Below are 26,477 nucleotides of genomic sequence, written 5' to 3'. Positions count from 1 at the left end.
GCAAGCTTGATTCAAGACGAGCGCTCGCGATGCGAAAGTTCCTGACCGCGCTGATCGTGATTCCGCTGGCCCTGATCCTGGTGACCTTTGCGGTCGCCAACCGGCATGACGTCACGGTCTCGTTCGATCCCTTCATGGCGAACGATCCGGCCCTATCGCGCACAATGCCGCTGTTCCTGCTGCTGATCCTGGTGGCCGCTCTGGGCGTCATCGCCGGCGGTTGCGCCGTCTGGTTCGGCCAGCGGCACTGGCGGCGGGCCGCGCGCCGGCATGAGGCGGATGCGCGGGCCGCCCGGGTCGAGCTGGCCGATTTGCGGACCCAGACGGCCCCGCCAAGGCCGGAGCCCCAGCGCCTCCCGGTACCCTCCGGGGTGGGCCTTTACGGGGCCATCGGGCGAGACAAGCAGCGCGCGACGTTGTAGAAGCGGCCCGACCGAAAAACCCGTTTCCCGGCCGCCGCTTGCGGCCTCCATTTGCTTTGAGACCATGTCCCTGCTCGTCAAAATCTGTGGCCTATCCACGCGCGAGACGCTCGAAACGGCGCTCGACGCGGGCGCCGACATGGTGGGGTTCGTGTTCTTTCCGCCGTCGCCCCGGCATGTCTCGCTGGAGACGGGGCGCGATCTCGGGCGGCAGGTGGAGCGGCGCGCGCTCACGGTCGCGCTTACGGTCGATGCCGACGACGCCACGCTCGGCAACATCATGGACGCGCTGTCGCCGGACATTTTTCAGCTCCATGGCAAGGAGAGCGTGGCGCGGCTGCGCGACATCGAGCAGAAGTTCGGCCGCCCCGTGATGAAGGCCGTGCCGGTCGCGACATCGGCCGATCTCGCCGTGCTGCCCGGCTACGCCGCAGTTGCCGACCGCATCCTGTTCGATGCCCGGGCGCCGAAGGATGCGACCCGGCCCGGCGGCCTGGGGGCGCCGTTCGACTGGCACCTGCTCGAAAATCTCGATCTCAAACTGCCCTACATGGTCTCGGGCGGGCTTCATGTCGACAATGTCGCGGAAGCCCTCCGCGTCACCGGCGCCGGTGGCGCCGACGTGTCCTCGGGAGTCGAGTGCGCTCCCGGCGTCAAGGACCCGGAGCTGATCAAGGCCTTCATTCGCGCCGCGCGCGCCACCCAAGAGTTGAGCGTTCGATGAACATCGCCAAACCAAATTCCTATCGCAGCGGTCCCGACGAGCGCGGCCATTTCGGCATCTTTGGCGGACGCTTCGTCGCCGAAACCCTGATGCCGCTGATCCTCGATCTGGAGAAGGCCTACACCGCGGCCAAGGCCGATCCGGCCTTCCAGGCCGAGATGAACGGCTATCTCAAGAACTATGTCGGCCGGCCCTCGCCGCTCTATTTCGCCGAGCGTCTCACCGAGCATCTCGGCGGCGCCAAGATCTATCTGAAGCGCGAAGAGCTCAACCACACCGGTTCGCACAAGGTGAACAATGTGCTCGGCCAGATCATGCTGGCGCGACGCATGGGCAAGAAGCGCATCATCGCCGAGACCGGCGCCGGCCAGCACGGCGTCGCCACCGCGACTCTGTGCGCGCGCTTCGGCCTCGAATGCGTGGTCTATATGGGCGCCGTCGACGTCGAGCGGCAGCAGCCCAACGTGATCCGCATGGAGATGCTGGGCGCCAAGGTGATGCCGGTGCAGTCGGGCACGCGCACGCTGAAGGACGCGATGAACGAGGCGCTGCGCGACTGGGTCACCAACGTGCACGACACCTTCTACTGCATCGGCACGGTGGCGGGCCCGCATCCCTATCCGACGCTGGTGCGCGACTTCCAGTCCATCATCGGCAACGAGACCAGGACGCAGATGCAGGAGGTCGAGGGCCGCCTGCCGGATTCGCTGGTCGCCTGCATCGGCGGCGGCTCCAATGCGATGGGCCTATTCCATCCGTTCCTCGACGATCCCTCCGTCGAAATCTTTGGGGTCGAGGCCGCGGGCCATGGACTGACGCAGCTGCATGCGGCCTCGATCGCGGGCGGCCGTCCCGGCGTGCTCCACGGCAACCGCACTTATCTCTTGATGGATGCCGACGGCCAGATCCAGGACGCGCATTCGATCTCGGCCGGTCTCGACTATCCCGGCATCGGCCCCGAGCATTCGTGGCTGCACGAGATCGGCCGCGTCAATTATCTCTCCGCGACCGATGACGAGGCGCTCGCCGCGTTCCAGCTGCTCTCCAAGCTCGAAGGCATCATTCCCGCGCTCGAGCCCGCACACGCCATCGCCAAGGTGATGGAGCTCGCGCCGAAACGGCCGAGGGATCACCTGATGGTCGTCAATCTCTCCGGCCGCGGCGACAAGGACGTCCCGCAGGTCGGCGACATCCTGAAGGGCAAGACCAAGTGACCACGCGTATCGACACCCGTTTCGCCGAGCTGAAAAAAGTCGGCCGCTCGGCCTTCGTCACTTTTGTGATGGCTGGCGATCCCGATCCGGCGACGTCGCTCGAGATCATCAAGGCGCTGCCGAAGTCGGGCGCCGACGTGATCGAGCTCGGCATGCCCTTCACCGATCCGATGGCCGACGGTCCGTCGATCCAGGCGGCGGGCTTGCGCGCGCTCAAGGTCGGCATGACGCTGAAGAAGACGCTCGACCTCGTGCGCGACTTCCGCAAGGACGACAATGCGACGCCGATCGTGCTGATGGGCTATTACAATCCGATCTACATCTACGGCGTCGACAAATTCCCTGTCGATGCGAAGAGCGCCGGCATCGACGGCCTGATCATCGTCGATCTGCCGCCGGAGGAAGACGATGAGCTGTGCCTGCCCGCAATGAAGGCCGGCCTCAACTTCATCCGCCTGGCGACGCCGACGACCGACGACAAGCGCCTGCCGGCCGTGCTCGCCAACACCTCGGGCTTCGTCTACTACGTCGCCATCACCGGCATCACCGGTGCGGCGGCGGCCGACGCGACCGCTGTGAGCGGCGCGGTCGCCCGCATCAAGCGCCATACCAAGCTGCCGGTCTGCGTCGGCTTCGGCATCCGCACGCCGGAAAACGCCCAGGCCATTGCCTCGCATGCCAACGGTGCCGTGGTCGGCACCGCGCTGGTCGATGCGCTCAAGAACAGTCTCGATGCCGAAGGGCGCGCAACCGCCAAAACCGTTAACGCCGTGGCTGAGCTGACCGCGGCGCTGGCCCAGGGCGTCAAGGGCGCGAAACAAGCGGCCGAATAGGCCATAGTTCCGCTGCCAAGGCGGACGACACGGCAGCTTGCCGGGCAGGGGCCCGGCCGCCATATAGTCCTTCAGGCGATCCCCTGCGGGTTCGCACATCGGAGCAAACCATGAACTGGCTTACCAATGTGGTCCGGCCGAAAATCCGCAACATGCTGCGGCGGGAGACGCCGGAGAATCTGTGGATCAAGTGCCCGGATTCCGGGCAGCTGGTGTTCTACAAGGACGTCGAGGCCAACCAGTTCGTCATCCCCGGCTCGAACTACCACATGCGCATGGGCGCGGTGGCGCGGCTCAAGTCGATCTTCGACAACGAGACCTGGTTCGACGTGGCCTTGCCCGACGTCACGCCCGATCCGCTGAAGTTTCGCGACGAGAAGAAATACGTCGACCGCGTCAAGGACGCGCGCGCGCGCACCAATCTGAACGATGCGGTCAAGGTCGGCTACGGCAAGCTCGAAGGTGCCGGCGTCGTCATCGCCGTGCAGGATTTCGATTTCATGGGTGGTTCGCTCGGCATGGCTGCCGGTGAAGCCCTCGTGCGCGGGCTCGAGCTCGCGGTTGAGAAGAAGTCGCCGTTCATCGTGTTCGCCGCGTCCGGCGGCGCGCGCATGCAGGAAGGCATCTTGTCGCTGATGCAGATGCCGCGCACCACGGTCGGTGTCCAGATGCTGCGCGAAGCAAAACAGCCCTATATCGTCGTGCTGACCAACCCGACCACCGGCGGCGTCACCGCATCCTATGCGATGCTCGGCGACGTGCAGATCGCCGAGCCCGGCGCGCTGATCGGCTTTGCCGGCGCGCGCGTGATCGAGCAGACCATCCGTGAAAAGCTGCCTGAGGGCTTTCAGCGCGCCGAATATCTGAAAGAGCACGGCATGGTCGACATGGTCGTGCATCGCCACGAATTGCGTCCGACCCTGGCGCGGCTCTGCCGCCTCCTGACCAGGGCGCCGGCGCAGGAAGGCGCGTCGAAATCGGTGCAGCCTGTCGTCAGCCCGGCGCAGATCGTATCGGCCGCTGAGACGGCGCCGGCTGCGCCGCACGCGTGAACGCGTCCTCTGATAGCGCAAAGCCGTCGCTCGATGCATTGATCGGGCGGCTGTCGGCCCTGCATCAGAAACGTATCGATCTCGGGCTCGAGCGGATGCACCGTCTGCTCGAACGGCTCGATCATCCCGAGCGCAAGCTGCCGCCGGTGATCCACGTCGCCGGCACCAACGGCAAGGGCTCGACGGTTGCCTATCTGCGCGCGACGCTGGAGGCGGCCGGCCTGCGCGTCCACGCCTACACGTCGCCCTATCTCGTCCGCATCAACGAATGTTTCCGGCTCGGCCGCGTCGGCCGTGGCGTACTTGTCAGCGACGACGAGCTGCGCGCCGCGCTGGAAGAGGTCGAGCGCGTCAATGCCGGCGAGCCTGCGACTGTGTTCGAGCTCAAGACCGCGGCCGCCTTCCATCTGTTCGCGCAAAATCCAGCCGATGCGGTGCTGCTCGAAGTCGGCCTCGGCGGCCGGCTCGATTCGACCAATGTGGTCGATACCCCGGCGGCCTGCGTGATCACCCCTGTCAGCATGGACCACATGGAGTTTCTCGGCGAGACCCTGGCCTCGATCGCCGGCGAGAAGGCCGCGATCATCAAGCGCGGCGTGCCCGTGGTGTGCGCCGAGCAGGCGCCCGAGGCGATGGCGGCAATCGAGGCGCAGGCCAGGCGCATACACGCGCCGCTGTTTGCCGCGAACGAAAGCTGGCACGTCAATGTCGAGCATGGGCGGCTGGTCTATTCCGACGAGCGCGGCCTGATGGATTTGACGGCGCCGCGCCTGTTCGGTCGCCATCAGTTCGACAATGCCGGCCTCGCCATCGCGACGCTGCGCGCGATCCAGACTTTCAAGATCAACCAGGCGGCCTTCGAGGCCGGCATCCTCAGTGCCGAATGGCCGGCGCGGATGCAGCGCCTCACCTCGGGCGAGCTGCTTTCCTGGGGCCCGCAGGGGTCGGAGATCTGGCTCGACGGCGGGCATAATGCCGAAGGCGGCCGCGTCGCAGCCGCCGCGCTAGGCGACCTCGAAGAGCGGGTGTCGCGGCCGCTGGTCGTCATTGCCGGCATGATGGCCAACAAGGACGCGCAGGCATTTCTGGCCAATTTCGCCGGCCTCACTCGCCACATCATCGCGGTGCCGATTCCCGATACCGAGAACGCGATGCCGGTGGATCGTCTTGCGGACGCCGTGCGCAGCCTCGGCATGCGCGTCGAAATCGCCCCCGGCATCGAGGCCGCGCTGCGCGCTTTGTCGCGGCTCGCCTACGACGTGCCGCCGCGCATCCTCATCACCGGCTCGCTCTATCTCGCCGGCCACGTGCTCGGCCTCAACGGCACGCCTCCTGCATAGAAAGGGTCGTCGTTACGAGATTGGGAATGCCAAATGCGTTTTGCCGCGATTGCCGACGTCCACGGAAACTACCTCGCGCTGGAGGCGGTGATCGCCGATATCGGCGCGCAAGGGGTCACCGACATCGTCAATCTCGGCGACATGCTGAGTGGCCCGCTCGATGCACGGCGCACCATCGAGATTCTGATGAAACTCGACGCCGTGCATGTACTCGGCAACCACGACCGCTATCTGCTCGATCGTCCCCCGGAGAAGATGGGCTCGTGGGACCGCCCCGCGCATGCGCAGCTCAACGCCGCGCAGCTCGACTGGCTGCGCGCGCAGCCGATAACGCGCGTGTTTCGCGAGCAGGTGTTTCTCTGTCACGCGACACCCGACAACGACGAGGTCTATTGGCTCGACACCGTGCATCCCGACGGCACCGTGGCACTGTCGCCGCTCGATCGCATCGAGCAGCTCGCGCAGGGCGTGACGCAGTCGCTGATCCTCTGCGCTCACACCCATCTTGCCCGTGCCGTGCGGCTTCGCGACGGCCGCCTGATCGTCAATCCCGGCAGTGTCGGCAGCCCCGGGTATCGGGATGTGCATCCATTTCCGCATCTGGTCGAAGCCGGCACGCCGCACGCGCGCTATGCGATTCTCGAACTGACTGGCGGTGCATGGCAGGTGACGTTTCGTCACGTCGCGTACGATCATGAAGCGATGGCCGCTCTTGCACGCAGCAACAATCAGCCGGAGCTGGCGAACGCACTCGCGACGGGCTGGATCAGCCAGCCATCTACGGGCTACGCCTGTTTCAGCAGCTTCATGGGGTCCGCCACCTTCTGCTTCAACTGCTCGAACGTGCACCGCCGCGGCGCCTTGTCGGGACGCCAGCGCAGGATCGAGGTGCCGTGGCGGAAGCGCTCGCCGCTGAAGTGGTCGTAGCAGACTTCGACCACGAGCTTCGGCTTGAGCGGACACCATGTCGCCGAGCGCTCGGTGGACCAGCGGCTCGGTCCGCCCGGCGCATTACCGGTGAAGCCGGGCTCGCCGATCAATGCCTCCAGCCTGTCAGTCAGAGCGGACTTTTCTGCGGCTTTGATCGCCGAGGTGAAGCCGACATGGTGCAGCAGGCCCTCGCCGTCATAGAGCCCGAGGAGCAACGAGCCGACGACGTTCCGCTCCGAGATCTTGTTGGTCGCATAGCGGAAGCCACCGATGACGCAATCGGCGCTGCGGAACTTCTTGACCTTCTGCATGCCGTCGCGGTTTCCGGCCTGATAGGGCAGGTCGACGCGCTTGGCGATGATGCCGTCCGAGCCGCCGCCGGATTGCGCCAGCCATTTTTCGGCGGTGGCGTAGCTCGGCGTCGCTGGTGAGAGACGGAAGGTGCCGCCGCTCTTCAGATTGGCTTTTGCAAAAACCTCCAGCGCCGGCCGTCGTTCGCTGAGCGGCTTCTTGACAAGCTGCTTCTCCCTGGCCGTGGCGAGCAGATCGAAAGTGAGATAGAGCGCCGGCGTTTCCCGGGACAACCTCTGCACGCGGCTTGCAGCCGGATGGATCCGCTGCAGCAGTGCGTCGAAGGAAAAGCCCTTACCCTGCGGCACGACGATCTCGCCGTCGAGCGTGAAGCGATCCGCCTTCAGCTTGAGCGCAGCGGCAACGATTTCAGGGAAATAGCGCGCAAGGTCCTCGCCGGATTTCGAGCGGAGATCAATGCTGCTGCCGTCGCGCGACAGCAGGCAGCGAAAACCATCCCATTTCGGTTCGTACTGCCACTCGTTGCCGCGCGGGATGGTGTCGACGGAGCGCGCCTCCATGGCGGTCAACGCGGCAGGCTTTCGGTTGGTTGCTCGGCGAGGAGAGGGCACGGAGAACGCTCTTTGACTTCAAAACATGCCTTTCAACGCGAAGCGCGCGAATTGGCTCCTTCCAGGCGCCTTGACAACTTAATAAGTGCGCTTATTATAAGTTCGCATATTAAAGCGGGAGCCGACCATGAGCGACGAAAATACCTGGCGCGGCGAATACGCCATCGAGACGACGGCCACCGCAGCGACGATCTGGAGCATCTTTCGCGATGTCGCCGCGTGGAAGAACTGGAACGCGGGCATCGAGCAGATCGACATTGACGGGCCGTTCGCGACCGGCACCTGGTTCACCATGAAGCCGCCCGGCGAGGAGGCGCTGCGCTCGCAACTGGTCGATGTTCGCGAGAACGTCTGCTTCATCGACGAAACGCGGGTCGGCGATCTCGCCATCAAGGTCGCCCATCGCATCGAGCCGCTTGGACCGGCGCGCACGCGGATCGTTTACGCCGTCGACGCCGATGGGCCGCAGGCCTCCGAGATCGGCCCAGCTGTTTCCGCCGATTTTCCCGAGGTGCTGGCGAGCCTCGCCAAGCTTGCGGAAGCGATGCGATGAAGCACCCGCCGCTCCCGACCCGTCTATCCGGTCCTGCCGAAAGCCCGGGCTTCCTGCTCTGGAAAATATCGAACGCCTGGCAGCGTCGCTTGCGCGTCGCACTCCAGCCTTACGAGCTGACGCATTCCCAGTTCGTGTTGCTGGCGACTGCGACCTGGTTCGGCGCTGAGGAAACGCTTACGCAGGCGCGGCTCTCGCAGCTCTCGGGTATCGATCCAATGACAACGTCGCAGGTGCTGCGCGCGCTGGAAGCGGCGCTCTTGATCCAGCGGGTCGATCATCCCCAGGACCCGCGCGCCAAGGCCATCACGGTCACAAAGGCCGGGCGCGATCTCGCCCGCAAGGCGGTGGTCGCGGTCGAGGATGCCGATGCCGCGTTCTTCAAGCCGGTGGCATCCGACACCAAACGGCTGGTCGCGATGTTCCAGAGGCTCGTCGAGGGCAATGAGGCCGACCAAAAATAAAACGGCCGGCGATCGGCCGGCCGTTTCGAAAAAATCTTCTGCGGCGTGGCTTAGACCGCGGAGGTGATCCACTGCTGGAGCTTCGCCTTCGGTGCCGCGCCGACCTGGCGGGAAGCCATCTCGCCGCCCTTGAAGATCATCAGGGTCGGGATCGACATCACGCCGTACTTCGACGCGGTCTTCGGGCTCTCGTCGACGTTGAGCTTCACGATCTTGACCTTGTCGCCCATCGCGCCGGCGATCTCGTCCAGCGCGGGTGCGATCATGCGGCAGGGGCCGCACCATTCGGCCCAGAAATCGACGACGACGGGGCCGTTCGCCTTGAGCACTTCGGCTTCGAAATCGGTGTCGGAAACCTTGCCAACGGCCATTGGAGTACCTCACTCGGTTGAAAGAGAATCGGCGCGACGTGGAATCGCGCCCGGGATCATGGCGTCAACCTATGAACGGCCCCTTGCCGGGTCAAGGACGCTCACGCCGACATGAAGGGATGCCAGCGCCGCGTCCAGCGCGGGGGCCGAAATCTCCATATATTCAAGGGTGTCGGTCCAGAGCAAAACGGCTCTGACAGGCTTTTGGGGATAAAGCCGGGCCAGCACTGCCCGGTACAGCGCAAGCTGCCGGACATAGGCGGCGGGGGCCTCCGCGGCACTTTTGGGGGCGGTCTGGTTGGTCTTGAAATCGACGATCAGCACCTCGTCCGGACGGACGACCAGCCGGTCGATCTGCCCCGACACCAGCGCCGGCGGGCGGCCCGGCCGGTCGAGTTTCCCGACGATGGCGACCTCCGCCCGGCTGCCCTCGGCAAACACCGGGGCAAAGCGCGGTTCGGCGATCAACGCGAGCACCTTGTCGACCAGCGTGCCGCGATCGGCCTCAGCCCAGTCGCCGGCATTGCGGGTCATGAAGCCAAGCGCGGCCTCACGCCGGCGCTCGGTGGCGATGTCGGGCAGCGACTGAAGCAACCGGTGCACCAGCGTGCCGCGCTGGAGCGCCAGGGCGCGTGACTGGACTGATTCGCCTGATCGCACCGTGCGGCCTTCCTCGGCGGACTGGCCGGACGGGCGCACCAGATCGTCGTCGATGGTCTCGCGCGGCGCTGGCGTCCGCAGCCAGTCCGGCAGCGCGATCGTCTGGTCCACGCTTGTCGCCGGCGTGCCCAGCGCCGTGACATCCTCGGGGCGGGCGAATCGCGTTACCTTGCCGAGCGGCGTTTCTATCGTCTGCTTGTCCAGGCCGGAGCCGGTCAGCCCGGTGTCGATGAGATCGTACCAGCTCAGCTTGCGGACGGTTCTCATGTTGCCGGGCAGGCAGCCGCCGACGACCAGCCGATCGGCCGCGCGCGTCATCGCGACATAGAGCAGGCGACGATATTCGTCCTCGGTCTCCTCGAGCATTGCCTTGCGTGCGTCGGCGACCGGCTTGGGATCGTCCGCCTTGCGCCCGGCCCAGACCACGACCTCGCCGCCATTGCCGCGCGGCACGTGGATCAGCCGGACCCGCTGCGAGTCCGCAGGCGACGATGTGGTGTCGACCATGAACACGACCGAAGCTTCGAGACCCTTGGCGCCATGCACGGTCATCACCCGCACCTCGTCGCGGGTGATTTCCATGTCGCGCTTTACCTCGGTGTCAGCCGAGCGCAGCCAGGCCATGAAGCCCTGCAGCGAGGCCGGCGCCTTGCGCTCGCAGTTCAGCGCCAGCTCCAAAAATTCGTCGAGCGCGTCATTGGCCTCATGGCCGAGCCGGCGCAAGATACGCGCGCGGCCGCCGTCACCGCCGAGCAGCCAGGCATAGAAGGCAAATGGTGTCTCCTCGCGGGCGCGCGTCTCGCAGGCCTCGAGGCGCCGCAGCACGGTCGCGAACTTCTCGCTTCCAGCTGCATGCTCGCCGAGCGCACGGCGCAGCGATCCCTTGCGGTCGTGGGCAAGCGCGAAGAGATCGTCGTCATCGAGACCGAACAACGGACTCTTCAACGCGACCGCAAGCGCGAGATCGTCCTGCGGCAGCAGCAGCGCGTCCGCAAGGTTCATCAGATCGATGATCGCAATGTGCTCGGTCAGCTTCAGCCGGTCGGCGCCGGCGACCGGAACGTTGGCGTGCTTCAGCGCCTGGATCACGGCGTCGAACGCATTGCCGCGCCGGCGCACCAGGATCAGCATGTCGCCGTAACGCAGTGGCCGCCGCTCGCCTTCGTGGCCTGTCAGCGTGCCGCTCTCGACCAGCCGCTTGATCTCGGCCTGGATGCGGCGGGCAAGCTTCACCTCGGGGCTGGTGACAGCGACGCCGTCGAACGGCGCGCGCCAGCCCTCGATCTCCTGCCGGTCATCGGCTTCGGCAAGATCCCACAGCTCGATCACGCTGGGGCCCGCATCGGCGAGCGCGTTGTGCAGGGGATGGCCGATCTCGACCGAATGGATGCTCTTGTAGATCGCGGGCTCGCGGAAGACGTGGTCGACCGAGTGCAGGATCGCCGCTCCCGAGCGGAATGAATAGGTGAAGGCGACGGGGTCAAATTTCAGCCCGGCTGCGGTGAATTTGCGGTACAGCTCGCGCCGGCGCGCGTCGAATTCGTGGGGTGCTGCGCCCTGGAACGAGAAGATCGACTGCTTCTCGTCGCCGACCGCAAAAACCGTGCGGTTCAGCCCCTCGCGCGCGCCTTCGCCGGCCGTGAATTCCGAGATGATGTGCGCGACGATGTCCCATTGCCGCGGGCTGGTGTCCTGCGCTTCGTCGATCAGCACGTGATCGACGCCGCGGTCGAGCTTGTAATGCACCCATCCAGAGGAGATGCGGTTGAGCATCGCCAGCGTCTTGTCGATGAGATCGTCGTAGTCGAGCAGGCCGCGTTCCTGTTTTTCGCGGCGGTAATTTGCGGCGGCGGCCGTGGCGATATGCAACAGGGCGGCCGTGCGATCGCGCATGGTGACCGCGCGGCGCTTCTCGATCAATTCGCCGAGGCGAGACGCTTCGTTCTCGAACAGGCGCGCGACGGACGGATTGTGCTCGCCAAACTTCTTGGTCAGCACGGCCTTGCGCGGCAGCTTTTCATCGGTGAGGAAGACGCCGAGATAGGCATCGACCTGTGCGGCGCCGGAAAACGCCTTTGCCTCGCGGAGCCGGCTGGCCTGGTCGTTGTCGGACTTGCTGCCGTCGTCCAGCGCGTAGGCGATGTCGTCCCAGCGCGACCGCGGTAGGAATGGGCCATCGAGAATCTCCGTCTCGACGTCCTCGATGCGGTCGTTTGCATCCACGCCCAGCACGGCCGCCAACTGCTCGGCCGCCGCCCCGGCGTTGCCGGCATCGTCAGTCCAGGCCATGAAATGGTCGCGGCTCAGGCAAGCTTCGCGCACGACCTCCTTGAAGGTGACGTCGGCGGCACTCGCCATCGCGGTCAGCAGCGCGCGGCCGGTGACGGTCTCCGGATCACGCGCGGCCTCCAGCAACACCTTCAGATTGGCGCGCTCCATCATGTCGGTCTGGTCGCGCTCGTCGATCACGGAAAAGCGCGCAGGCACGTTGGCCTCGAACGGGAACTGCTGGAGCAGGCGGGTACAGAGCGCGTGGATGGTCTGCACTTTCAGCCCGCCCGGCGTCTCCAGCGCGCAGGCAAACAGCTTTCGCGCTTCGCGGCGCAATTTTCGGTCGGGATGGGGGATGCCGACTGCCTTGATCGCTCCGTCGAGCGCCGCATCATCCAGCGTCACCCAATGTCCAAGCGTGGTGAACACGCGCTCGGCCATGTTGGCCGCGGCCGCCTTGGTAAAGGTGATGCAAAGGATCTTTTCCGGCGGCACGCCCGATAGCAGCAGGCGGATCACCCGCTGCACCAGCACATGGGTCTTGCCCGAGCCGGCATTCGCCGACACGAATGCCGACGCGGCCGGATCGGACGCACGGGCCTGTCGCGCGCGCACTTCATCCGGGATGGGGCGGGGAGCTTTCACCATTCCTCGATCCCCAGGCCGCCGGCCGCGGACCATTCCTTGATCCGGGCGAGATCGTCATAGGCGCCGTAGCGGTTTGTCCACATCGGCAGGTTCAGCGAGGTGTAGGGCTGGTTCTCGTCCTCGAAGGCGCGGATCAGCGCTTCCAGCTTGGCCCGCGCTTCGGCGGCAGCCGTATCCGGCGGCTGCGGCTCGTCGCCTTGCTTGTATTTCAGCTCGAGGATGCGCTCCTCGCCCGGCGGATTGTTGCCGCTCAGGCGGACATAGACGAGCTGGCTCACGGACGCACCGGCGTCGATGTCAGGGAATCCACCCTCGCGCAAGATCGCGGCTTCCAATGTGAGTTGCGGCGACAGGCCCATGCGGACCTGCTTGCCGGTCGGCGGCTGGCCGGTCTTGTAGTCGAGGATGGCGTAGCCGCCGCCCTGGCGACGTTCGATGCGGTCGGCGCGGGCCGTGAGAACGAAGCTGCGCTCATGGTCGAGTTTGATCGAGATTTCGCCGCGGGTCTCCGCCGTGATGGCCTCGATCGCACCGCGCCGCGCCGTCTCCCATTCGCCGAACCAGCGCGCGATGCGCTGGAAGCGCGGCCACCACAGCGCGCGTGCCTCGGGTCGCTCCATCAGCGGCGCAAAATGTTTTTCGCCGATCGCGCGCAACACGCGGGCGGGATCGTCGGGCAGGCGCGTCGCATAGTTTTCCGTGAATTCACCGATCGCATCGTGGATCGCCGAGCCGCGGTCGGCGGCGGAAAGCGGCATGTCGACGGGATCGAGTGCGTCGAGCTTCAGGATCCGCTTGGCGTAGATCGTATAGGGATCGCGCAGCCAGTCTTCGATCGCAGTCACCGACATTTTCAGCGGCCGCGTCGCGCGCGGTGGCCGCGGCTCCGGCTGCTTGATCGGCGTGACCTCGGCGGGCTGGTCCAACGCGCTCGCGAACTGCACATATTTTTCGCCGGCGCGAATCGCGGTCTTCCAGAGTTCGTCGCCCGCGACGGCTTCAAACCGGTGCAGGAATCGCGAGGCCACCGCCGGCGCGCCGCCGGCCTTGGCGGAATGGGTGAGGATCACCTCGTCGCCGCCGAGCAGCTGCGCAAAGTCATGCGCCGACAGGCCGATGCGGCGTTCCGGCAGATCGAGGCCAAGTTCATGCCGCATCGGCCGGCTCAGCCAGGGATCGATCCGCGGCGCCGGCGGCCAGACGCCCTCGATCAGGCCACTGACGATGATGCGGTCGGCCTGCATCAGGCGCGATTCCAGCGGGCCGTAAATCTGCAGGCGCGCGCCGGGCTTATCCCGTCGCCGCACCGCGCGATCGGCGAACGCGGTCTGGAACACATCGGCATAGTCGGATAGCGGCACCATCAATCCGCTGGTCGTGCCGCCGCGCAGGAGATCGTCGAACGCGCCGGCGAGCGCGAGGCCCTCGCGTTCCTCGAAAGCGAGCGGAATGCCATGCTCGTCGCGCGACAGCTCGATCATGATCTCGCGGTGGCGATGCGCGAGCTCGGCGAAGTCAAACGGCTTTGACGATGCCAGGCTCTCGATCGGTGCCAAGGCTTTTTGCAGGGTATCGATCAGCGCCTGGATGCGGTCGAGATCTTCCGGCTTGAGGCGCGCCCGAGGCTCGGCGTGGTGCAACGCGGAGACCTCGCTGCGCCACAGCTTGGCCAGCTCCTCGCGAAGGCGGTTGAACTCGCGCAACAGACCGGCCGTGCCTGCCGGCGGCCGCGTGCCGCGCAGCACCGCAAGCTCCAGCCGCTCGATCGCCGTCTTCCATGCACCAGGCAGCCGGCCGAGCCGGCACAGCGGATGCTTCAGCATCGCCAGCAGCGTCGGCGGCTCCAACCCCTTGGTGGCCGCCTCCGCCGCGAGGCGGGCAAACACGCCGGCGGAGGTTTCCATCAAGACGTCGCCGCCGGAATCATCGAAGGCGAGATCCCATCGGGTCAGCGCAGCCATCACCCGCCGCGCCAGCGCGCGATCGGGCGTCACGAGTGCTGCCGATTTGTCGAGATGCCGCGCCTCGCGCATCGCAATTGCGATGGCGAGCGCTTCCATTTCGGGGTTGGGCGCTTCGACCACCGCGAGATGCTTCATGCCGCCGGCGATTTTTGCTGCGACATCCGGCTGCTTCAGCCGATCATGCCAGACTTCCGTCTTGGCGGATGGCCGCATCGATTCGGAGGCGAGCAGATCGCGGCCGCCGTCCGCCGGCGGCTGGAGGATCTCGACGTCGCTGCGCTTGATACCAAAACGCTCCAGCAGCGCATGCATCGCATATTGCGGATGGTTCGAGGCTGGATGCTCCGCGAACTTGCCGAGCGAATCGCGTACGCCGCCGATGGTCCGCCAGGCGTCGTCGTCGAGATCGGTGTCGAGCCCCGGCAGCACCACGGCGCCATGCGGCAGCGAGGCGACCGCATGCAGGAATTTTGCGGTGGCCGGCATCGAGCCGGTCGAACCGGCCGCGATCACTGGGCCATGGGGATGCGCGGTCAATCGTTTGGCTTCGGCGGCGATCAGGAGATCGCGCCGCGCTGCCGGTTCGATCCGGTTGATCTCGGCGAGATGGCCAGGCCAGGCGATGCGGGCGATGCGCAAGAATTCGAGCGAGTGCTGCCAGTAGCGATCGAGGTTATCAGGCACGAGGCCATCGAGCGCGCTCCAGTCGACGCCGCGCGTCACCATGTCGTCGATCAGGCGGGCGAGGTCGCCGGCCAGCGCCAGCGTCGAGGCGGGGCCGCCGACCACCAGCGGCGCCAGCACCGGACCCTTGGCCCAAGCGGCGACGAGCTGCGCCAGCGTCAGCCGCCGTTCGAGCTCGCCGAGCCGCGGCGGAATCTCGAGCGGCGTTGCGCCCGAAAACTGCTCGCCCTCGTCGGCGAACGCGAGCTCGTCCTCGTCGATGTCGCCGAGCGCGACGATGCGCGGCAGCACCACGGCGTCCGCCTTCATCTCGTCGAGGAATATCTCGCGCACGACGCGCATGGCGCGCCGTGTCGGCAGGTACAGCGTGGCGTCGGCCAGGCGCGCCGGTTCCTTGCGCGCCTCGAATCCGTCGACCAGCCGGCCGTCGAGCAGAGCCGAGACGATCGTGCGCAGGAACGGAACTGAGACTGGAACGCTGAAAACGCGCATGGGCTGCCTGATTCGGGGATCAGGCGCCAATATAGGGAGACGGATTCAAATGGATATGGGGAGAGGCAAGTCGTCCCCGCTGTCCCACGGTCATTCCGGGGCGATGCAAAGCATCGAACCCGGAATCTCGAGATTCCGGGTTCGCGCTTACGCGCGTCCCGGAATGACGGGAATCTCTACGCCACGCTCTCCAAAAACGCCTCTTCCGCGGCGTGGACCGCATCCGGCGTGCCGACATGCATCCAGACGCCATCGAGCCGGAGGCCGAACAGGCGCTCCTGCTCATTGGCGCGATCGAACATTTTTGTCAGCGAGAACTCGCCCTGCGGCGCGTCGGCGAAGATCGTCGGCGACAGGATGGCCGCGCCCGCATAGACGAACGGGACGATCTCTTTTTCCTTGCGCTTGCGCAGTGCACCGTCGGGCAGCATGCCGTAGTCGCCGCGGCCGCTATAGCCGATGCTGGTGGCGGTCGGCGCCATCAGCAGCAGGATGTCCATGCGCGCGGGGTCGAAGTTTTCCGCAAGCCGCGCCAGATTGGAGCGCACGCCGTCGATCCACAGCGTGTCGGCATTGACATGGAAGAATGGCGCATCCCCGAGCAGCGGCAATGCCTTGACCACGCCACCGCCGGTGCCGAGCACGTGGTCGCGCTCGTCCGAGATGGTCACGCGCGGATGCTGGCGCGTTGCGGTGTGGTCGATGATCTGGTCCGGCAGATAGTGCACGTTGACCACCGCCTCGGTCACGCCGGCCTGGCCGAGCTTGTCGAGGACGTGGTCGAGCAGCGGTTGGCCTGCGACCGGCACCATCGGCTTCGGCATCTGATCCGTCAGTGGACGCATGCGCAGGCCGAGCCCAGCGGCGAGCACCATGGCTTTGGTCGGTTTGACGGACATGCTTCGCTTTCTCGAACCTCTGAAATTCGCGTTTGCAGGAATCCTAGCACGGACCGGACTCGACCGCACCGCATCTCAACGGCCTTAACCACCCGCCGTGACGGTTGTGCGACGTGTGTTGCCGTTACGCCCCGACGGCTGTGGAACGCGCCTTTTTCTTTTTGTCGCCTTGCTTGAGGAAATTGACGCCGATCTGGTCGCCATTCATCCAGGCCAGTTCGCAGCGCCGGTACGCAAGTCCGGTGGACGACAATACGAGAAAGAATTCCTTCAGATGCAGACCTTCGACCGAGCCGTCGATGGTCAGCTTGGCGCCGCTCTCGGAGACGTCCTCCATGGTGCATTCGCGCCGCCAGGTGCCGTCGATCCCCATCATCTGGGCCGGCACCCCACGTTCGAAAACAACTCGACTGTTCCCGCGCTGGTCCGTCTTGACCGCCATCTGCCTTTGCTCCAGCCCCTATTCGTGCGGCTGCCTGCGGGCGATGATACTGGCGCGATGGCTAACAGCCGGTAAACCGGCCGCCGTTCAGGATTGGGGCGGCGGGACGTTCGCGAGATACCAGTCGCGCAAGGAGCCAAGCGCCGGATGCGCCAGCGAACGCTGGAGGTAGGTCCAGATCCGCGGCTGGTGGCGCAGATAATGCGGCTTGCCGTCGCGGCGGTTGAGCCGGGCGAAGGTGCCGAGCAGGCGCGTGTTGCGCTGCGCCGACATGATGGCATAGAGCTCGGCAAAACCGGCCGGATCGAAGCTCGCATCCTCGGTGCGGCGCGCCTTGATGTAGCGCGACAGCAGCGTCAGCTCGAGGGCTTCGGGCACGTCGATGCGGGCATCCTGCAGCAGCGACACCACGTCGTACGAGCGCGGTCCGAGCACGGTGTCCTGGAAGTCGATCACGCCGACGCGTGCCATGCCGGTGCGACCCGCAAGCCAGATCAGATTGGGCGAGTGGTAGTCGCGGATGATCCACGTCTTCGGCGCGGCCAGCGGCTTCTTCAGCAGTTCGCGCCACATCGCAAAGAATTCCGCGCGCTTCTCGTCGCTCAAGGGCGCGTCGCGATCGGGCAGATACCATTCCGGCATCAGGCCGATTTCAATCAGCAGTGCGTCGGTGTCGAAAGCGGGAATGGCATAGGTCTGCCCGTTCAGCGGCAGTGTCTCCGGCAGAGACCTGCCATGCAACACCGCCAGCACGTCGGTCGCGGCTTCATAGCGCTCGATGATCGGGCGTGGCGGATCGCCTTCGATCACGCCTTCGTTGCCGAAATCTTCCGAGATCAGAAAGCCATGGTCGAGATCGAAATGGTGGATCGCGGGTGCCGAAATTCCTGCCGCGCGCAGGCCTTCGCCGATGGCGACGAACGGCTTGATGTTCTCCGCAAGATGCACCGCGGCGCTGTAGGATTTGCCGCTGTAGATCGCGGCGCCATCGGGGCGCTGCTGCGAGTTCATCAGGATGACGACGCCGTCGTCGCGGATCAGCCGCGCATAGGAACGTGTCGAGGCGTCGCCGGGCATGCGCTTGCGGCCTGCGTCGACATAGCCGGATGCGTCGAGGAATTCCCGCAGCGCCTTTAGTCGCGCCACAGTGGCGGCGGCCTTGCCATAACCGGTGATGTCGGCGGCCCTCGCATTCGAGCCCAGCGCCGGGCGATGCGTCAGCGCGATGTCGATGCGGTCCGCGGGCATCGCCGACGGCGCACGCTCGGGCCATTCGATCAGCACCAGCGTCGCATCCGGCAGCGGTGACAGCCCGATCTCCTCGAGCTCGCTCTCATCCTCGACGCGATAGAGGTCCGCATGCATCACGGCAAATGCCGGCAGCTCGTAACCCTGCACCAGCGTGAAGGTCGGGCTTGGCACTTCCAGCTCTTCGTCGTCGGCGAGGTAGCGAATCAGGCTGCGCGCCGCGGCAGTCTTGCCGGCACCGAGATCGCCGGTGAGCGTGATGACATCGCCGGGGCCGACCAGCAGCGCCAAATCGGCCATCAGTTGCGCGGTGGCCGTCTCGTTGTAGAGCGCGACGGAAAATGTAGCCGGTGCGGTCATTCGGCGGCGTCGCGATGCGCCGCCTGGTCGGTCGGGAAGTCGCAGATCACGACCGTGCCTTTGCCGACGACCGAATCCACCTGCACCTTGCCGCCATGTAGCTCGACGAAGGATCGCACCAGCGACAGCCCGAGCCCGGCGCCGCGATGACGCGAGCCCTGCGAGCGGCTTTCGAACCAGTTGAACACCTTGTCCTTCATGTCGGCGGGTATTCCAGGTCCGGAATCTGTCACAATAAAGACCACGCTGCGCTCGGTGCGGCGCGCGCTGATCCCGACGGTGGAATCCTGCGGCGAGAAGCCGACGGCGTTGGCGAGGAGGTTATAGAGCACCTGCACCACGCGCTTCTCGTCGCCGACGAAGCTGCCGACATCGGGCGCGATCTCGACCTTGAGGCGGATGCGGTCGGTGGCGAGCCGGTCCTGGATGCCCTCGGCGGCGAGCTCGATGGTCTTGCTGACGTCGACCGGGCCGAGTTCCAGCTTCATGGCGCCGGCGTCGATGGTGGCGAGATCCAGGATGTTGTTGGTGAGCGCGAGCAGCGCATTGGTCGATTTGGTGACGTAGTCGAGATATTCCGCCTGCTTCGGCGTCAGCGGGCCGGTCGAGGGGTCGCTGAGGAAATGCGCGAAGCCGATGATGGTGGTGAGCGGCGAGCGCAGTTCGTAGGAGACGTGGTGGACGAAATCCACCTTCATCTGGTCGGCGGTCTCCAGCGCCTCGTTACGCTCGCGCAGCGCGCGCTCGACATTCTCGGTGTCGGTGATGTCGAGAAAGGTCAGCATGGTCGCGCCGTCAGGCAGCGGACGGATCATGCCGTCGAGCACGCTGCCGTCCTTGCGCTCCAGCTTGATCGGCACGTCGGCACGGTTCTCGATCGAGGTGATGGCCTCGCGGATCTGGCGCCAGACCACGGGTTCGTCGAACAGCTGGTGGCACCAGCCCTCGACGGTCTGGATATGCGGCTCCTCGCGCATGGCGTCGTTCGACAGCTTCCACATCCGCAGGAACGCCGGATTGAACAGCTGCGCTCTGCCGTTGCTGCCGAACACCGCGACGCCCTCGGCGAGGCTGTCCAGGGTCTCGCGCTGGACCCGGATCATGCCGTCGAAGCGGCGGGCGAGCTCGAGACTCTCGGTGACGTCGTCGAACAGATAGGTGACGCCGCCTTCGGGATTGGGCGTGGTGACGACCGACAGCGCGCGCCCGTCAGGCAGGTACCAGGTGTCCTTGGCGGCCTCGACCGCGCGATAGGCCTCGTGCAGCTTGGCCTTCCAGGCGCGGAAGTCCGGCTGCTCCTGCAATTTGCGCGCGGCGCGGAGCTGGTCGAGCACGCTGGAATCGTCGGGTTGGGCGTCGAGGAAGGTGCGGTCGAGGTCCCACAGCCGCCGGTAGGAATCGTTGTAGAAGGCGAGCCGGCGATGGCCGTCGAACACGGCAACGCCGGACGAGAGCTGGTCGAGCGTGCGGCGATGCGCCTCCGCCATCCGCACCAGGGCTGCGCTCAGCGCATCCGCCTCGCTGGCGTCGATCGCGACACCGACACTGCTGTTGCCGACATTGACTGCGCGCACGTCGTACATGCGCCGCTCGCCGCCGATCACGATCGGCAGCCGCGAGGTAAAGCTCGCGGCGTCCTTCAGGCCGCGCTCCATGGCGGTGCGGTCGGCGCTGTCGAGCAGCTCGAGCTTGCGCTGCTGGGCGTCAATGATGCTGGTCGCTTCCGTCGCGCGCACATAGGCCGGATTGGCGAAGGTCAGCGCGCCGTTCTCGCCCTTGGCCCAGATCGGCCATGGCGCAGCACTGGCGAAGCCGCGCAGCATCTCGGTCTCGTCGGAGAGCGCTCTGTAGCGCAGATGGGTCTCGGCCAGATCGCGCCGCAGGCCGGAGAGTTCGCGAATCCGGACAATGGCTTGGCCGCCGATGGCGCGGCCAATCGCTTCCAGCGTGTGGCCATTGGCAGTCGTCAGCGTGAGCTGGAAGCCGTCACCGCGCTCACGCAGCGCATCGACGGCGTGATCCATCTGCAGCGCCGGTTCCGGCGGCAGCCAGGTTCCGAAGGCGAGCACGCGGTGTGGCGACGAATCGCGCGGCAACACCATCGAGATGTCGCCTGAGACTTGTGCGCGATCATCGCCGGCCGGCCAGGAGATCAGAACCTGCGGTTCGGCGAACAGCAGCGCGCCGAAGCGATCGGACTGAAGCTGGAGTTCCCGGATTCGTGCGCGCAGCCCCGCCTCGTTCTTGGCCGTGCGCACGCGCGTGCGCATCAGCAGGATCGCGGCCACGACTGAGAAGCCGAGCAAAGCCAGCGCGGTGGCCAGCACCGCGAGTTCCTGCCGGTTGAAGTCCAGCAATATCGAGAGTGTGTCGACGAGGTCGGCGGCCTCCGCCGGCTCAGCCGGCAGCAGCGCTGCGAGAGCGCCTCCCAACAAGCCGTTGCGCGCCAACGAAGTGCACGACAACAGCGTCCGACGCATCGACACGATCACGCCTGACATAGTTGCCCCGAGACCGCACAGATTTACGCGCGGCGACCCCCGCCGCACGCGAATCAAACGACAATACCCTCACCGTGACTCCACCGGTAAGAGTCCAGACCGTGAACGCAAAGGCGGTCCCACAAAAATGCCGGGCTCGGGGTTCCGGTCCACGTAGTTCTTCGGGTGATTCGGCTGGAGTTGCCGCACGTTAGTGGCCAGTCGAGCCGAAGCCGCCGGCGCCGCGATCGGTCGAGGACAGCGTCGCTACCGGAACCAGTGCGGCCTGGACCACGGGCGCGATCACCATCTGCGCGATGCGCTCGCCGCGCTTGATCACGAACGGCGCTGTGCCGTGGTTGATCAGGATCACCTTGATCTCACCGCGATAGTCGGCGTCGATCGTGCCGGGCGAGTTCAGCACGGTGACGCCGTGCTTGGCCGCAAGCCCGGAGCGCGGCCGCACCTGGGCCTCGTGTCCGGGCGGCAAGGCGATCGCAAGCCCCGTCGGCACCAGCGCGTATTGGCCGGGCGAAAGCGTCATCGGCTCGCTGTCTGCCACCGCCGCCATCAGGTCGAGGCCGGCGGCTTCCGTCGTCTGATAGGCCGGCAGCGGCAGGCCTTCCGAATGGGGCAGGCGCTGCAGTTCGACCGTGATTGTCGTGCTCAAGATGCCGGCTCCCGGGATTTGTCGGTCACGCTTTTCACGATATGCGCGACCAGTTCGATGGCGACCTGTTCCTTGGTCATCACCGGCCAGGAATCAACTGTGATCTCGCCGTTGTTCTCAGCATTCTTGCTGATGAGGTGGACGGTGTTGCGGTCGCCGCCCATCACCCCGGTGGCGGGCGAGACGTCGTTGGCGACGATCCAGTCGCAGCCCTTGCGGGCGAGTTTTGTCTTGGCGTTGTCGATCAGGTGTTCGGTCTCGGCGGCAAAGCCGATCACCAGCGGCGGGCGCTTGTCGGCGAGCTTGGAGATCGTGGCGAGGATATCAGGGTTCTCGACCAATTGAAGCGGCGGCATGCCGGCCGAGGTCTTCTTCAGCTTCTGCCCGCCTTCATTGGCGACGCGCCAGTCGGCGACGGCGGCGGCGAAGATCGCGATGTCGGCGGGAAGTGCTGCCTGCACCTGCTCCAGCATCTGCCGCGCCGATTCCACGCGCTTCACCGTGACGCCAGCGGGGTCGTCGAGATCGACCGGGCCGCTCACCAGAATCACGTCGGCCCCGGCGGCCCGCGCCGCCGCGGCTATGGCAAAGCCCTGCTTGCCCGAAGAGCGATTGGCGATATAGCGCACCGGATCGATCGGCTCGTGGGTCGGACCCGCGGTGATCAGCACGCGCTTGCCGGCGAGCCGGCGCGGCACCGGCGGCCGCAGCAGCCGCTCGGCGGCAGTCGCGATTTCGATCGCCTCGGACATGCGGCCGACGCCGGCCTCGCCCGCTTCGGCCATCTCGCCGGAGTTGGGGCCGATCAGCAGGATGCCGTCGCGTTGAAGCTGTGCGACGTTGCGTCGCGTCGCCGGATTGTTCCACATCAGCGGGTTCATCGCCGGCGCCAGCAGGATTTTTCGATTGGTCGCGAGCAGGATGGCGCTGGCGAGATCGTCGGCATGGCCGTTGGCCATCTTGGCCATCAGGTCGGCGGTCGCCGGGGCCACCACGATCAGATCGCAGTCGCGCGCGAGGCGAATATGGCCGGCGTCGAACTCGCTCCGGGGATCGAACAGGTCGGTGTAGACGCGCTCATGGGAAAGGGCGCTGACCGAGAGCGGCGTGACGAATTGCTCTGCCGCCTTGGTGAGCACGCAGCGGATCTCGATGCGGCGCTCCTTCAGCCTGCGGATCAGGTCGAGCGACTTGAAGGCTGCGATGCCGCCGCCGATGATCAGGGTGACGCTGGCCTCGGGGACGGCGCTGGTGCGCGCCGACGCAGCCGCAGGGGATGCCTCGGGCGGTACCGCAAACGGCGTCAGCGGCTCTTCGCGGCCCTCGATCAGCTCCCGCAGGATGACCCGGACCTCTTCCTCGACCGACCTGTGGTTCTTGGCCGAGCGCAGGCGCAGATAGGTTTTAACGCCCTCGTCGAGCTTGCGGATGGTCAAGCTTGCCATGACGCCCCTCCAGCACGGAATGATAGCGATGCTATCACCAACGTGATTGCAGTGCAATCACAAATTCCGGACGGCGATCAGGATGCCGATGAAGGTCGCGGCAATGATCCAGAGCGCCACGGTACGCCAGCGGTTCTTGCGGCCCTCGCTGCGGCCCATCGCGGCGATGCTCTCCGGCGACAGCCGCAGGCCCTCGCGCGTCATGGTCTCGAACTGCTCGAGCACCGCGACCGAACGCGCGGCAAGATCCGGGAGACGCATCAGGATGCGGGCGAGGTCGCCGCCACCGGCGAGCGCGCCCTGCACCCGGCCGATCGGCCCGAGATTGCGCTCGATCCATTCGCGCACCACGGGATCGGCGACCTTCCAGATGTCGAGCCTGGGATCGAAGCCGCGCGCCACGCCCTCGACTACGACCATGGTCTTTTGCAGCAGAATCAGCTCGGGCCGCGTCGTCATGTCGAACAGGCCGGTGACTTCGAGCAGCAGGGTCAGCAGCCGCGCCATCGAAATTTCCTCGGCGGTGCGATTGTGGATCGGTTCGCCGATGGCGCGGATGGCCTGCGCAAAATTCTCGACCGAGTGATGCGCGGGCACGTACCCCGCCTCGAAATGCACTTCGGCGACGCGGCGATAGTCGCGGGTGATGAAGCCGAGCAGGATTTCGGCGAGGAAGCGCCGCTCCTTCATGCCGAGCCGCCCCATGATGCCGAAATCGACCGCGACGAGACGACCGGCATCGTCCAGGAACAGATTGCCCGGATGCATGTCGGCGTGGAAGAAGCCGTCGCGCAGCGCGTGGCGCAGAAAACTCTGGATTACCTTGCGGCCGAGATCGGGCAAATCGACCTGCGCCTCCTCCAGGCGCTTGTGATCGTTCAGCGCAATGCCGTCGATCCACTCCATCGTCAGCACGTTGTGCGTGGTGCGGTCCCAGTCGACGGTCGGAATGCGGAAATCAGGATCGTCGCGCGTGTTCTCCGCCATCTCGGACAGCGCGGCCGCCTCGAGCCGCAAATCCATCTCCATCGCGACCGAGCGCGACATGGTGTTGATGACTTCGATCAGGCGCAGGCGCCGGGCCTCGGATGAATAGGCCTCGGCCTTGTGGGCGACGAAGAAGAAATCGGAAAGGTCGCGGCGGAAGCGCGACGCCACGTTCGGCCTGAGCACCTTGACCGCAACCGGCTTGCGGACGCCATCGCGTTCGACCTCACCGCGATGCACCTGCGCGATCGAGGCGGCCGCCACCGGCGGGCCGAAACTCACGAATACATCCTTCAGCGGCCGTTCCAGCGATGTCGAGATTGTCGTTTCGGCCTCCGCTTGCGAAAACGGCGGCAGGCGGTCCTGAAGGCTTTCGAGGTCGCGCGCCATGTTGAAGCCGACGACATCGGGACGCGTCGCCAGGAACTGACCGAGCTTGAGATAGGCCGGGCCCATCCGTGTCAGCGCGCGCGAGATCCGTGGTCCCTGCTTGTCGCCACGGCGTTCGATGATACGCGCGAGTTTCAGCGCAAGCTGTCCAGGCGGCGGCACCAGGCTCGGGTCGACGGCGCCGAACACGCCCTCGCGCGCAAAGACGAACGCGGCGCGGATCAGGCGCGAAATGTGGGTGATGGCAGAGATCACAAACGCCAGCCCGAATGCAGTGCGACGATGCCGCCGGTCAGGGTCTGAAAGCTCACGCGCGAGAAGCCGGCGTCGCGGATCATATCGGCGAACACATTTGGCTTCGGAAACTTGCGGATCGATTCGACGAGATATTGGTAGGATTCGGCGTCGCCCGTCACCATGCGGCCGAGCGGCGGGATCACCTTGAACGAGAACAGATCATAGATCTTGTCGAGGCCGGGCATCTCGACGGTGGAGAATTCCAGGCACAGGAAGCGGCTACCCGGCTTTAGCACGCGATAGGCCTCGCGCAGCGCCTTGTCGATCTCAGGCACATTGCGAATGCCGAAGGCGATCGTATATGCGTCGAAGCTGCGGTCGGCGAAGGCGAGCGCTTCGGCATTGCCCTCGACGAAATCGACCTGAGTCTCGAGGTGGCGCTTGGCGGCACGCTCGCGGCCGACCGCCAGCATGGCGGAATTGATGTCGCAGACGGTGGCATGGAAGCCCGGACCTGCGGCCTTGGCGGCGCGGAACGAGATGTCGCCGGTGCCGCCGGCAACGTCGAGCAATGCAAACGGCCGGTCGCCGCGCGGCGGATCCAGCGCGTTGATCATGATGTCCTTCCAGACCCGATGCAGGCCGCCGGACATCAAATCGTTCATCAAGTCATAGCGCGACGCCACGCTGTGAAACACATCGTTGACCAGCGTCTGCTTGTCCCCCAGGGGAACGTCTTTGAAGCCAAAATGCGTGGTTTCGCCCGGCCGATCCATTACTCTACTCCACGACGCCGACCATAGCGCGGCCGGCGCAATGGCGCTATCACACCGCCCTCATAAGGTGAATGCCCGACCATGCCTGAATTGCCCGAAGTCGAGACCGTCCGCCGTGGCCTTCAGCCCGTCATGGAGGGTGCGAAAATCGTCGTCGCGGAGGCCCGCCGGCCGGATCTGCGGTTTCCGTTCCAGCCCGACTTCGTGGCCCGGCTCCAGGGGCAGATCGTCACGGGGCTCGGCCGCCGTGCAAAATATCTCATGGCCGATCTCGCCTCCGGCGACGTGCTGTTGATGCATCTGGGCATGTCGGGCTCGTTCCGCGTCATCAAGCCGGACAACGAGGCTGCGCCCGGCGAGTTTCACTATCCTAGGGGCAAGGATTCCACGCACGACCACGTGCTGTTTCGGATGTCCTCCGGCGCGGACATCGTCTTCAACGATCCGCGCCGTTTCGGTTACATGAAAGTGATCGCGCGCAGCGCGCTCGACGACGAGCCGTTGCTGCGCGACCTCGGCCCCGAGCCGCTCGGCAACGAGTTCGATGCGGCGATGCTGGCGAGCTCCTGCCAAGACAAGACCACCAGCCTGAAGGCCGCACTGCTCGACCAGCGCGTGGTCGCGGGTCTCGGCAACATCTATGTCTGCGAAGCCCTGCACCGCTCGCATCTGTCGCCGCGCCGGATCGCCGCGACGCTCTCGACCAAGAAGGGTGAGTCGACCGATCACGCAAAGCGGTTGGTCGGTGCGATCCACACCGTGCTGAACGACGCCATCAAGGCCGGCGGCTCGTCCCTGCGCGACCATCGCCAGACCTCGGGCGAGCTCGGCTATTTCCAGCATTCGTTCAAGGTTTACGACCGCGAGGGCGAAGTCTGCAAGACACCGCGTTGCGGCGGCACGATCAAGCGCTTCACCCAGAACGGCCGGTCGACGTTCTGGTGTCCGAAATGCCAGAAGTGACGTAGCACAGCTACAAAATCTGGCGCAGCGCCATT

21 protein-coding genes and 1 pseudogene are annotated in these 26,477 nt (G+C 65.8%); 10 read left to right on the top strand and 12 right to left on the bottom strand.

What is annotated here, in order from left to right; all coding sequences use genetic code 11:
• Positions 1-29 precede the first annotated feature (29 nt).
• The 7 genes and pseudogenes from JJC00_RS00420 to JJC00_RS00390 all read left to right on the top strand — a co-directional run.
• Positions 30-422, top strand: coding sequence for a lipopolysaccharide assembly protein LapA domain-containing protein (locus tag JJC00_RS00420; RefSeq protein WP_200470829.1), 393 nt, complete (start codon positions 30-32; stop codon positions 420-422).
• A 64-nt stretch (positions 423-486) separates the two neighbouring features.
• A complete protein-coding gene (locus tag JJC00_RS00415; protein ID WP_200470828.1) occupies positions 487-1,146 on the top strand; it encodes a phosphoribosylanthranilate isomerase in 660 nt (219 codons plus the stop codon).
• Positions 1,143-2,360, top strand: coding sequence for a tryptophan synthase subunit beta (gene trpB / locus JJC00_RS00410; protein ID WP_200470827.1), 1,218 nt, complete (start codon positions 1,143-1,145; stop codon positions 2,358-2,360). Before JJC00_RS00415 ends, trpB begins: the two co-directional genes overlap by 4 nt.
• Positions 2,357-3,193, top strand: coding sequence for a tryptophan synthase subunit alpha (gene trpA, locus JJC00_RS00405; protein ID WP_200470826.1), 837 nt, complete (start codon positions 2,357-2,359; stop codon positions 3,191-3,193). The genes trpB and trpA overlap by 4 nt, the downstream gene beginning before the upstream one ends.
• 110 nt (positions 3,194-3,303) lie before the next feature.
• Positions 3,304-4,245 (top strand): acetyl-CoA carboxylase, carboxyltransferase subunit beta, encoded by a 942-nt coding sequence (gene accD, locus JJC00_RS00400; protein ID WP_200470825.1) that lies wholly within the window; start codon positions 3,304-3,306, stop codon positions 4,243-4,245.
• Positions 4,242-5,585, top strand: a complete 1,344-nt coding sequence (locus JJC00_RS00395; RefSeq protein ID WP_200470824.1) for a bifunctional folylpolyglutamate synthase/dihydrofolate synthase — start codon at positions 4,242-4,244, stop codon at positions 5,583-5,585. The genes accD and JJC00_RS00395 overlap by 4 nt, the downstream gene beginning before the upstream one ends.
• Positions 5,586-5,618: 33 nt before the next feature.
• Positions 5,619-6,353 (top strand): annotated as a pseudogene (locus tag JJC00_RS00390) (metallophosphoesterase family protein); the annotation flags it as partial.
• Between the two features lie 17 nt (positions 6,354-6,370).
• Here the strand turns inward: JJC00_RS00390 and JJC00_RS00385 are convergent.
• Positions 6,371-7,387: an ATP-dependent DNA ligase gene (locus JJC00_RS00385; RefSeq protein WP_200470823.1), complete on the bottom strand. Its 1,017-nt coding sequence runs from the start codon at positions 7,385-7,387 to the stop codon at positions 6,371-6,373.
• Between the two features lie 178 nt (positions 7,388-7,565).
• On the opposite strand from JJC00_RS00385, the gene JJC00_RS00380 reads away from it, so the two are divergent.
• Positions 7,566-7,991, top strand: coding sequence for an SRPBCC family protein (locus tag JJC00_RS00380; protein WP_200470822.1), 426 nt, complete (start codon positions 7,566-7,568; stop codon positions 7,989-7,991).
• Positions 7,988-8,455: a MarR family winged helix-turn-helix transcriptional regulator gene (locus JJC00_RS00375; RefSeq protein WP_200470821.1), complete on the top strand. Its 468-nt coding sequence runs from the start codon at positions 7,988-7,990 to the stop codon at positions 8,453-8,455. The genes JJC00_RS00380 and JJC00_RS00375 overlap by 4 nt, the downstream gene beginning before the upstream one ends.
• Before the next feature lie 50 nt (positions 8,456-8,505).
• Here JJC00_RS00375 and trxA read toward each other — a convergent pair whose 3' ends face one another.
• From trxA to ubiE, 11 genes are all read right to left on the bottom strand, one after another.
• A complete protein-coding gene (gene trxA, locus JJC00_RS00370) occupies positions 8,506-8,826 on the bottom strand; it encodes a thioredoxin (protein ID WP_007598398.1) in 321 nt (106 codons plus the stop codon).
• A 69-nt stretch (positions 8,827-8,895) separates the two neighbouring features.
• On the bottom strand, positions 8,896-12,405 hold the full coding sequence (addA, locus tag JJC00_RS00365) for a double-strand break repair helicase AddA (RefSeq protein WP_200470820.1): 3,510 nt from the start codon (positions 12,403-12,405) through the stop codon (positions 8,896-8,898).
• The gene (addB, locus tag JJC00_RS00360; RefSeq protein WP_200470819.1) at positions 12,399-15,545 is read right to left on the bottom strand and encodes a double-strand break repair protein AddB; all 3,147 of its coding nucleotides are present in this window, start codon (positions 15,543-15,545) and stop codon (positions 12,399-12,401) included. The genes addA and addB overlap by 7 nt, the downstream gene beginning before the upstream one ends.
• A gap of 176 nt (positions 15,546-15,721) precedes the next feature.
• Complete coding sequence (locus JJC00_RS00355) at positions 15,722-16,444, bottom strand: nucleotidyltransferase family protein (protein WP_200470818.1); 723 nt, start codon at positions 16,442-16,444, stop codon at positions 15,722-15,724.
• A gap of 124 nt (positions 16,445-16,568) precedes the next feature.
• Positions 16,569-16,886: a PilZ domain-containing protein gene (locus JJC00_RS00350; protein WP_200470817.1), complete on the bottom strand. Its 318-nt coding sequence runs from the start codon at positions 16,884-16,886 to the stop codon at positions 16,569-16,571.
• Positions 16,887-16,973: 87 nt separating this feature from the next.
• On the bottom strand, positions 16,974-18,494 hold the full coding sequence (tsaE, locus tag JJC00_RS00345; RefSeq protein WP_200470816.1) for a tRNA (adenosine(37)-N6)-threonylcarbamoyltransferase complex ATPase subunit type 1 TsaE: 1,521 nt from the start codon (positions 18,492-18,494) through the stop codon (positions 16,974-16,976).
• The gene (locus JJC00_RS00340; protein ID WP_200470815.1) at positions 18,491-20,995 is read right to left on the bottom strand and encodes a sensor histidine kinase; all 2,505 of its coding nucleotides are present in this window, start codon (positions 20,993-20,995) and stop codon (positions 18,491-18,493) included. Before JJC00_RS00340 ends, tsaE begins: the two co-directional genes overlap by 4 nt.
• A gap of 190 nt (positions 20,996-21,185) precedes the next feature.
• Positions 21,186-21,644, bottom strand: coding sequence for a dUTP diphosphatase (gene dut, locus JJC00_RS00335; RefSeq protein ID WP_200470814.1), 459 nt, complete (start codon positions 21,642-21,644; stop codon positions 21,186-21,188).
• Positions 21,641-23,089, bottom strand: coding sequence for a bifunctional phosphopantothenoylcysteine decarboxylase/phosphopantothenate--cysteine ligase CoaBC (coaBC, locus tag JJC00_RS00330; RefSeq protein WP_200470813.1), 1,449 nt, complete (start codon positions 23,087-23,089; stop codon positions 21,641-21,643). Before coaBC ends, dut begins: the two co-directional genes overlap by 4 nt.
• A 57-nt stretch (positions 23,090-23,146) precedes the next feature.
• Positions 23,147-24,721 carry a 2-polyprenylphenol 6-hydroxylase gene (ubiB, locus tag JJC00_RS00325; protein WP_200470812.1) on the bottom strand — a complete coding sequence of 525 codons (1,575 nt, stop codon included), beginning with the start codon at positions 24,719-24,721 and terminating at the stop codon, positions 23,147-23,149.
• Entirely contained in the window at positions 24,718-25,479 is a 762-nt protein-coding gene (gene ubiE, locus JJC00_RS00320; RefSeq protein ID WP_200470811.1) for a bifunctional demethylmenaquinone methyltransferase/2-methoxy-6-polyprenyl-1,4-benzoquinol methylase UbiE, read from the bottom strand. The genes ubiB and ubiE overlap by 4 nt, the downstream gene beginning before the upstream one ends.
• An 81-nt stretch (positions 25,480-25,560) precedes the next feature.
• Here ubiE and mutM point away from each other — a divergent pair, with 81 nt between their 5' ends.
• Complete coding sequence (gene mutM / locus JJC00_RS00315) at positions 25,561-26,442, top strand: bifunctional DNA-formamidopyrimidine glycosylase/DNA-(apurinic or apyrimidinic site) lyase (protein WP_200470810.1); 882 nt, start codon at positions 25,561-25,563, stop codon at positions 26,440-26,442.
• Positions 26,443-26,477 lie beyond the last annotated feature (35 nt).

Origin of the sequence: Bradyrhizobium diazoefficiens (assembly GCF_016616885.1) — a bacterium.
Classification (GTDB): domain Bacteria; phylum Pseudomonadota; class Alphaproteobacteria; order Rhizobiales; family Xanthobacteraceae; genus Bradyrhizobium; species Bradyrhizobium diazoefficiens_F.
Note: the sequence above shows the minus strand (reverse complement) of the source record. Positions and strands in the feature narration are given on the sequence as shown.

Bases quoted from the DNA above. Each gene is read 5' to 3' on its own strand.
- JJC00_RS00420 (WP_200470829.1), top strand. From the start codon at position 30: ATGCGAAAGTTCCTGACCGCGCTGATCGTGATTCCGCTGGCCCTGATC.
- JJC00_RS00415 (WP_200470828.1), top strand. From the start codon at position 487: ATGTCCCTGCTCGTCAAAATCTGTGGCCTATCCACGCGCGAGACGCTC.
- trpB (WP_200470827.1), top strand. From the start codon at position 1,143: ATGAACATCGCCAAACCAAATTCCTATCGCAGCGGTCCCGACGAGCGC.
- accD (WP_200470825.1), top strand. From the start codon at position 3,304: ATGAACTGGCTTACCAATGTGGTCCGGCCGAAAATCCGCAACATGCTG.
- JJC00_RS00385 (WP_200470823.1), bottom strand. From the start codon at position 7,387: ATGGAGGCGCGCTCCGTCGACACCATCCCGCGCGGCAACGAGTGGCAG.
- JJC00_RS00380 (WP_200470822.1), top strand. From the start codon at position 7,566: ATGAGCGACGAAAATACCTGGCGCGGCGAATACGCCATCGAGACGACG.
- JJC00_RS00375 (WP_200470821.1), top strand. From the start codon at position 7,988: ATGAAGCACCCGCCGCTCCCGACCCGTCTATCCGGTCCTGCCGAAAGC.
- trxA (WP_007598398.1), bottom strand. From the start codon at position 8,826: ATGGCCGTTGGCAAGGTTTCCGACACCGATTTCGAAGCCGAAGTGCTC.
- addA (WP_200470820.1), bottom strand. From the start codon at position 12,405: ATGGTGAAAGCTCCCCGCCCCATCCCGGATGAAGTGCGCGCGCGACAG.
- addB (WP_200470819.1), bottom strand. From the start codon at position 15,545: ATGCGCGTTTTCAGCGTTCCAGTCTCAGTTCCGTTCCTGCGCACGATC.
- JJC00_RS00355 (WP_200470818.1), bottom strand. From the start codon at position 16,444: ATGTCCGTCAAACCGACCAAAGCCATGGTGCTCGCCGCTGGGCTCGGC.
- JJC00_RS00350 (WP_200470817.1), bottom strand. From the start codon at position 16,886: ATGGCGGTCAAGACGGACCAGCGCGGGAACAGTCGAGTTGTTTTCGAA.
- tsaE (WP_200470816.1), bottom strand. From the start codon at position 18,494: ATGACCGCACCGGCTACATTTTCCGTCGCGCTCTACAACGAGACGGCC.
- JJC00_RS00340 (WP_200470815.1), bottom strand. From the start codon at position 20,995: ATGTCAGGCGTGATCGTGTCGATGCGTCGGACGCTGTTGTCGTGCACT.
- coaBC (WP_200470813.1), bottom strand. From the start codon at position 23,089: ATGGCAAGCTTGACCATCCGCAAGCTCGACGAGGGCGTTAAAACCTAT.
- ubiE (WP_200470811.1), bottom strand. From the start codon at position 25,479: ATGGATCGGCCGGGCGAAACCACGCATTTTGGCTTCAAAGACGTTCCC.
- mutM (WP_200470810.1), top strand. From the start codon at position 25,561: ATGCCTGAATTGCCCGAAGTCGAGACCGTCCGCCGTGGCCTTCAGCCC.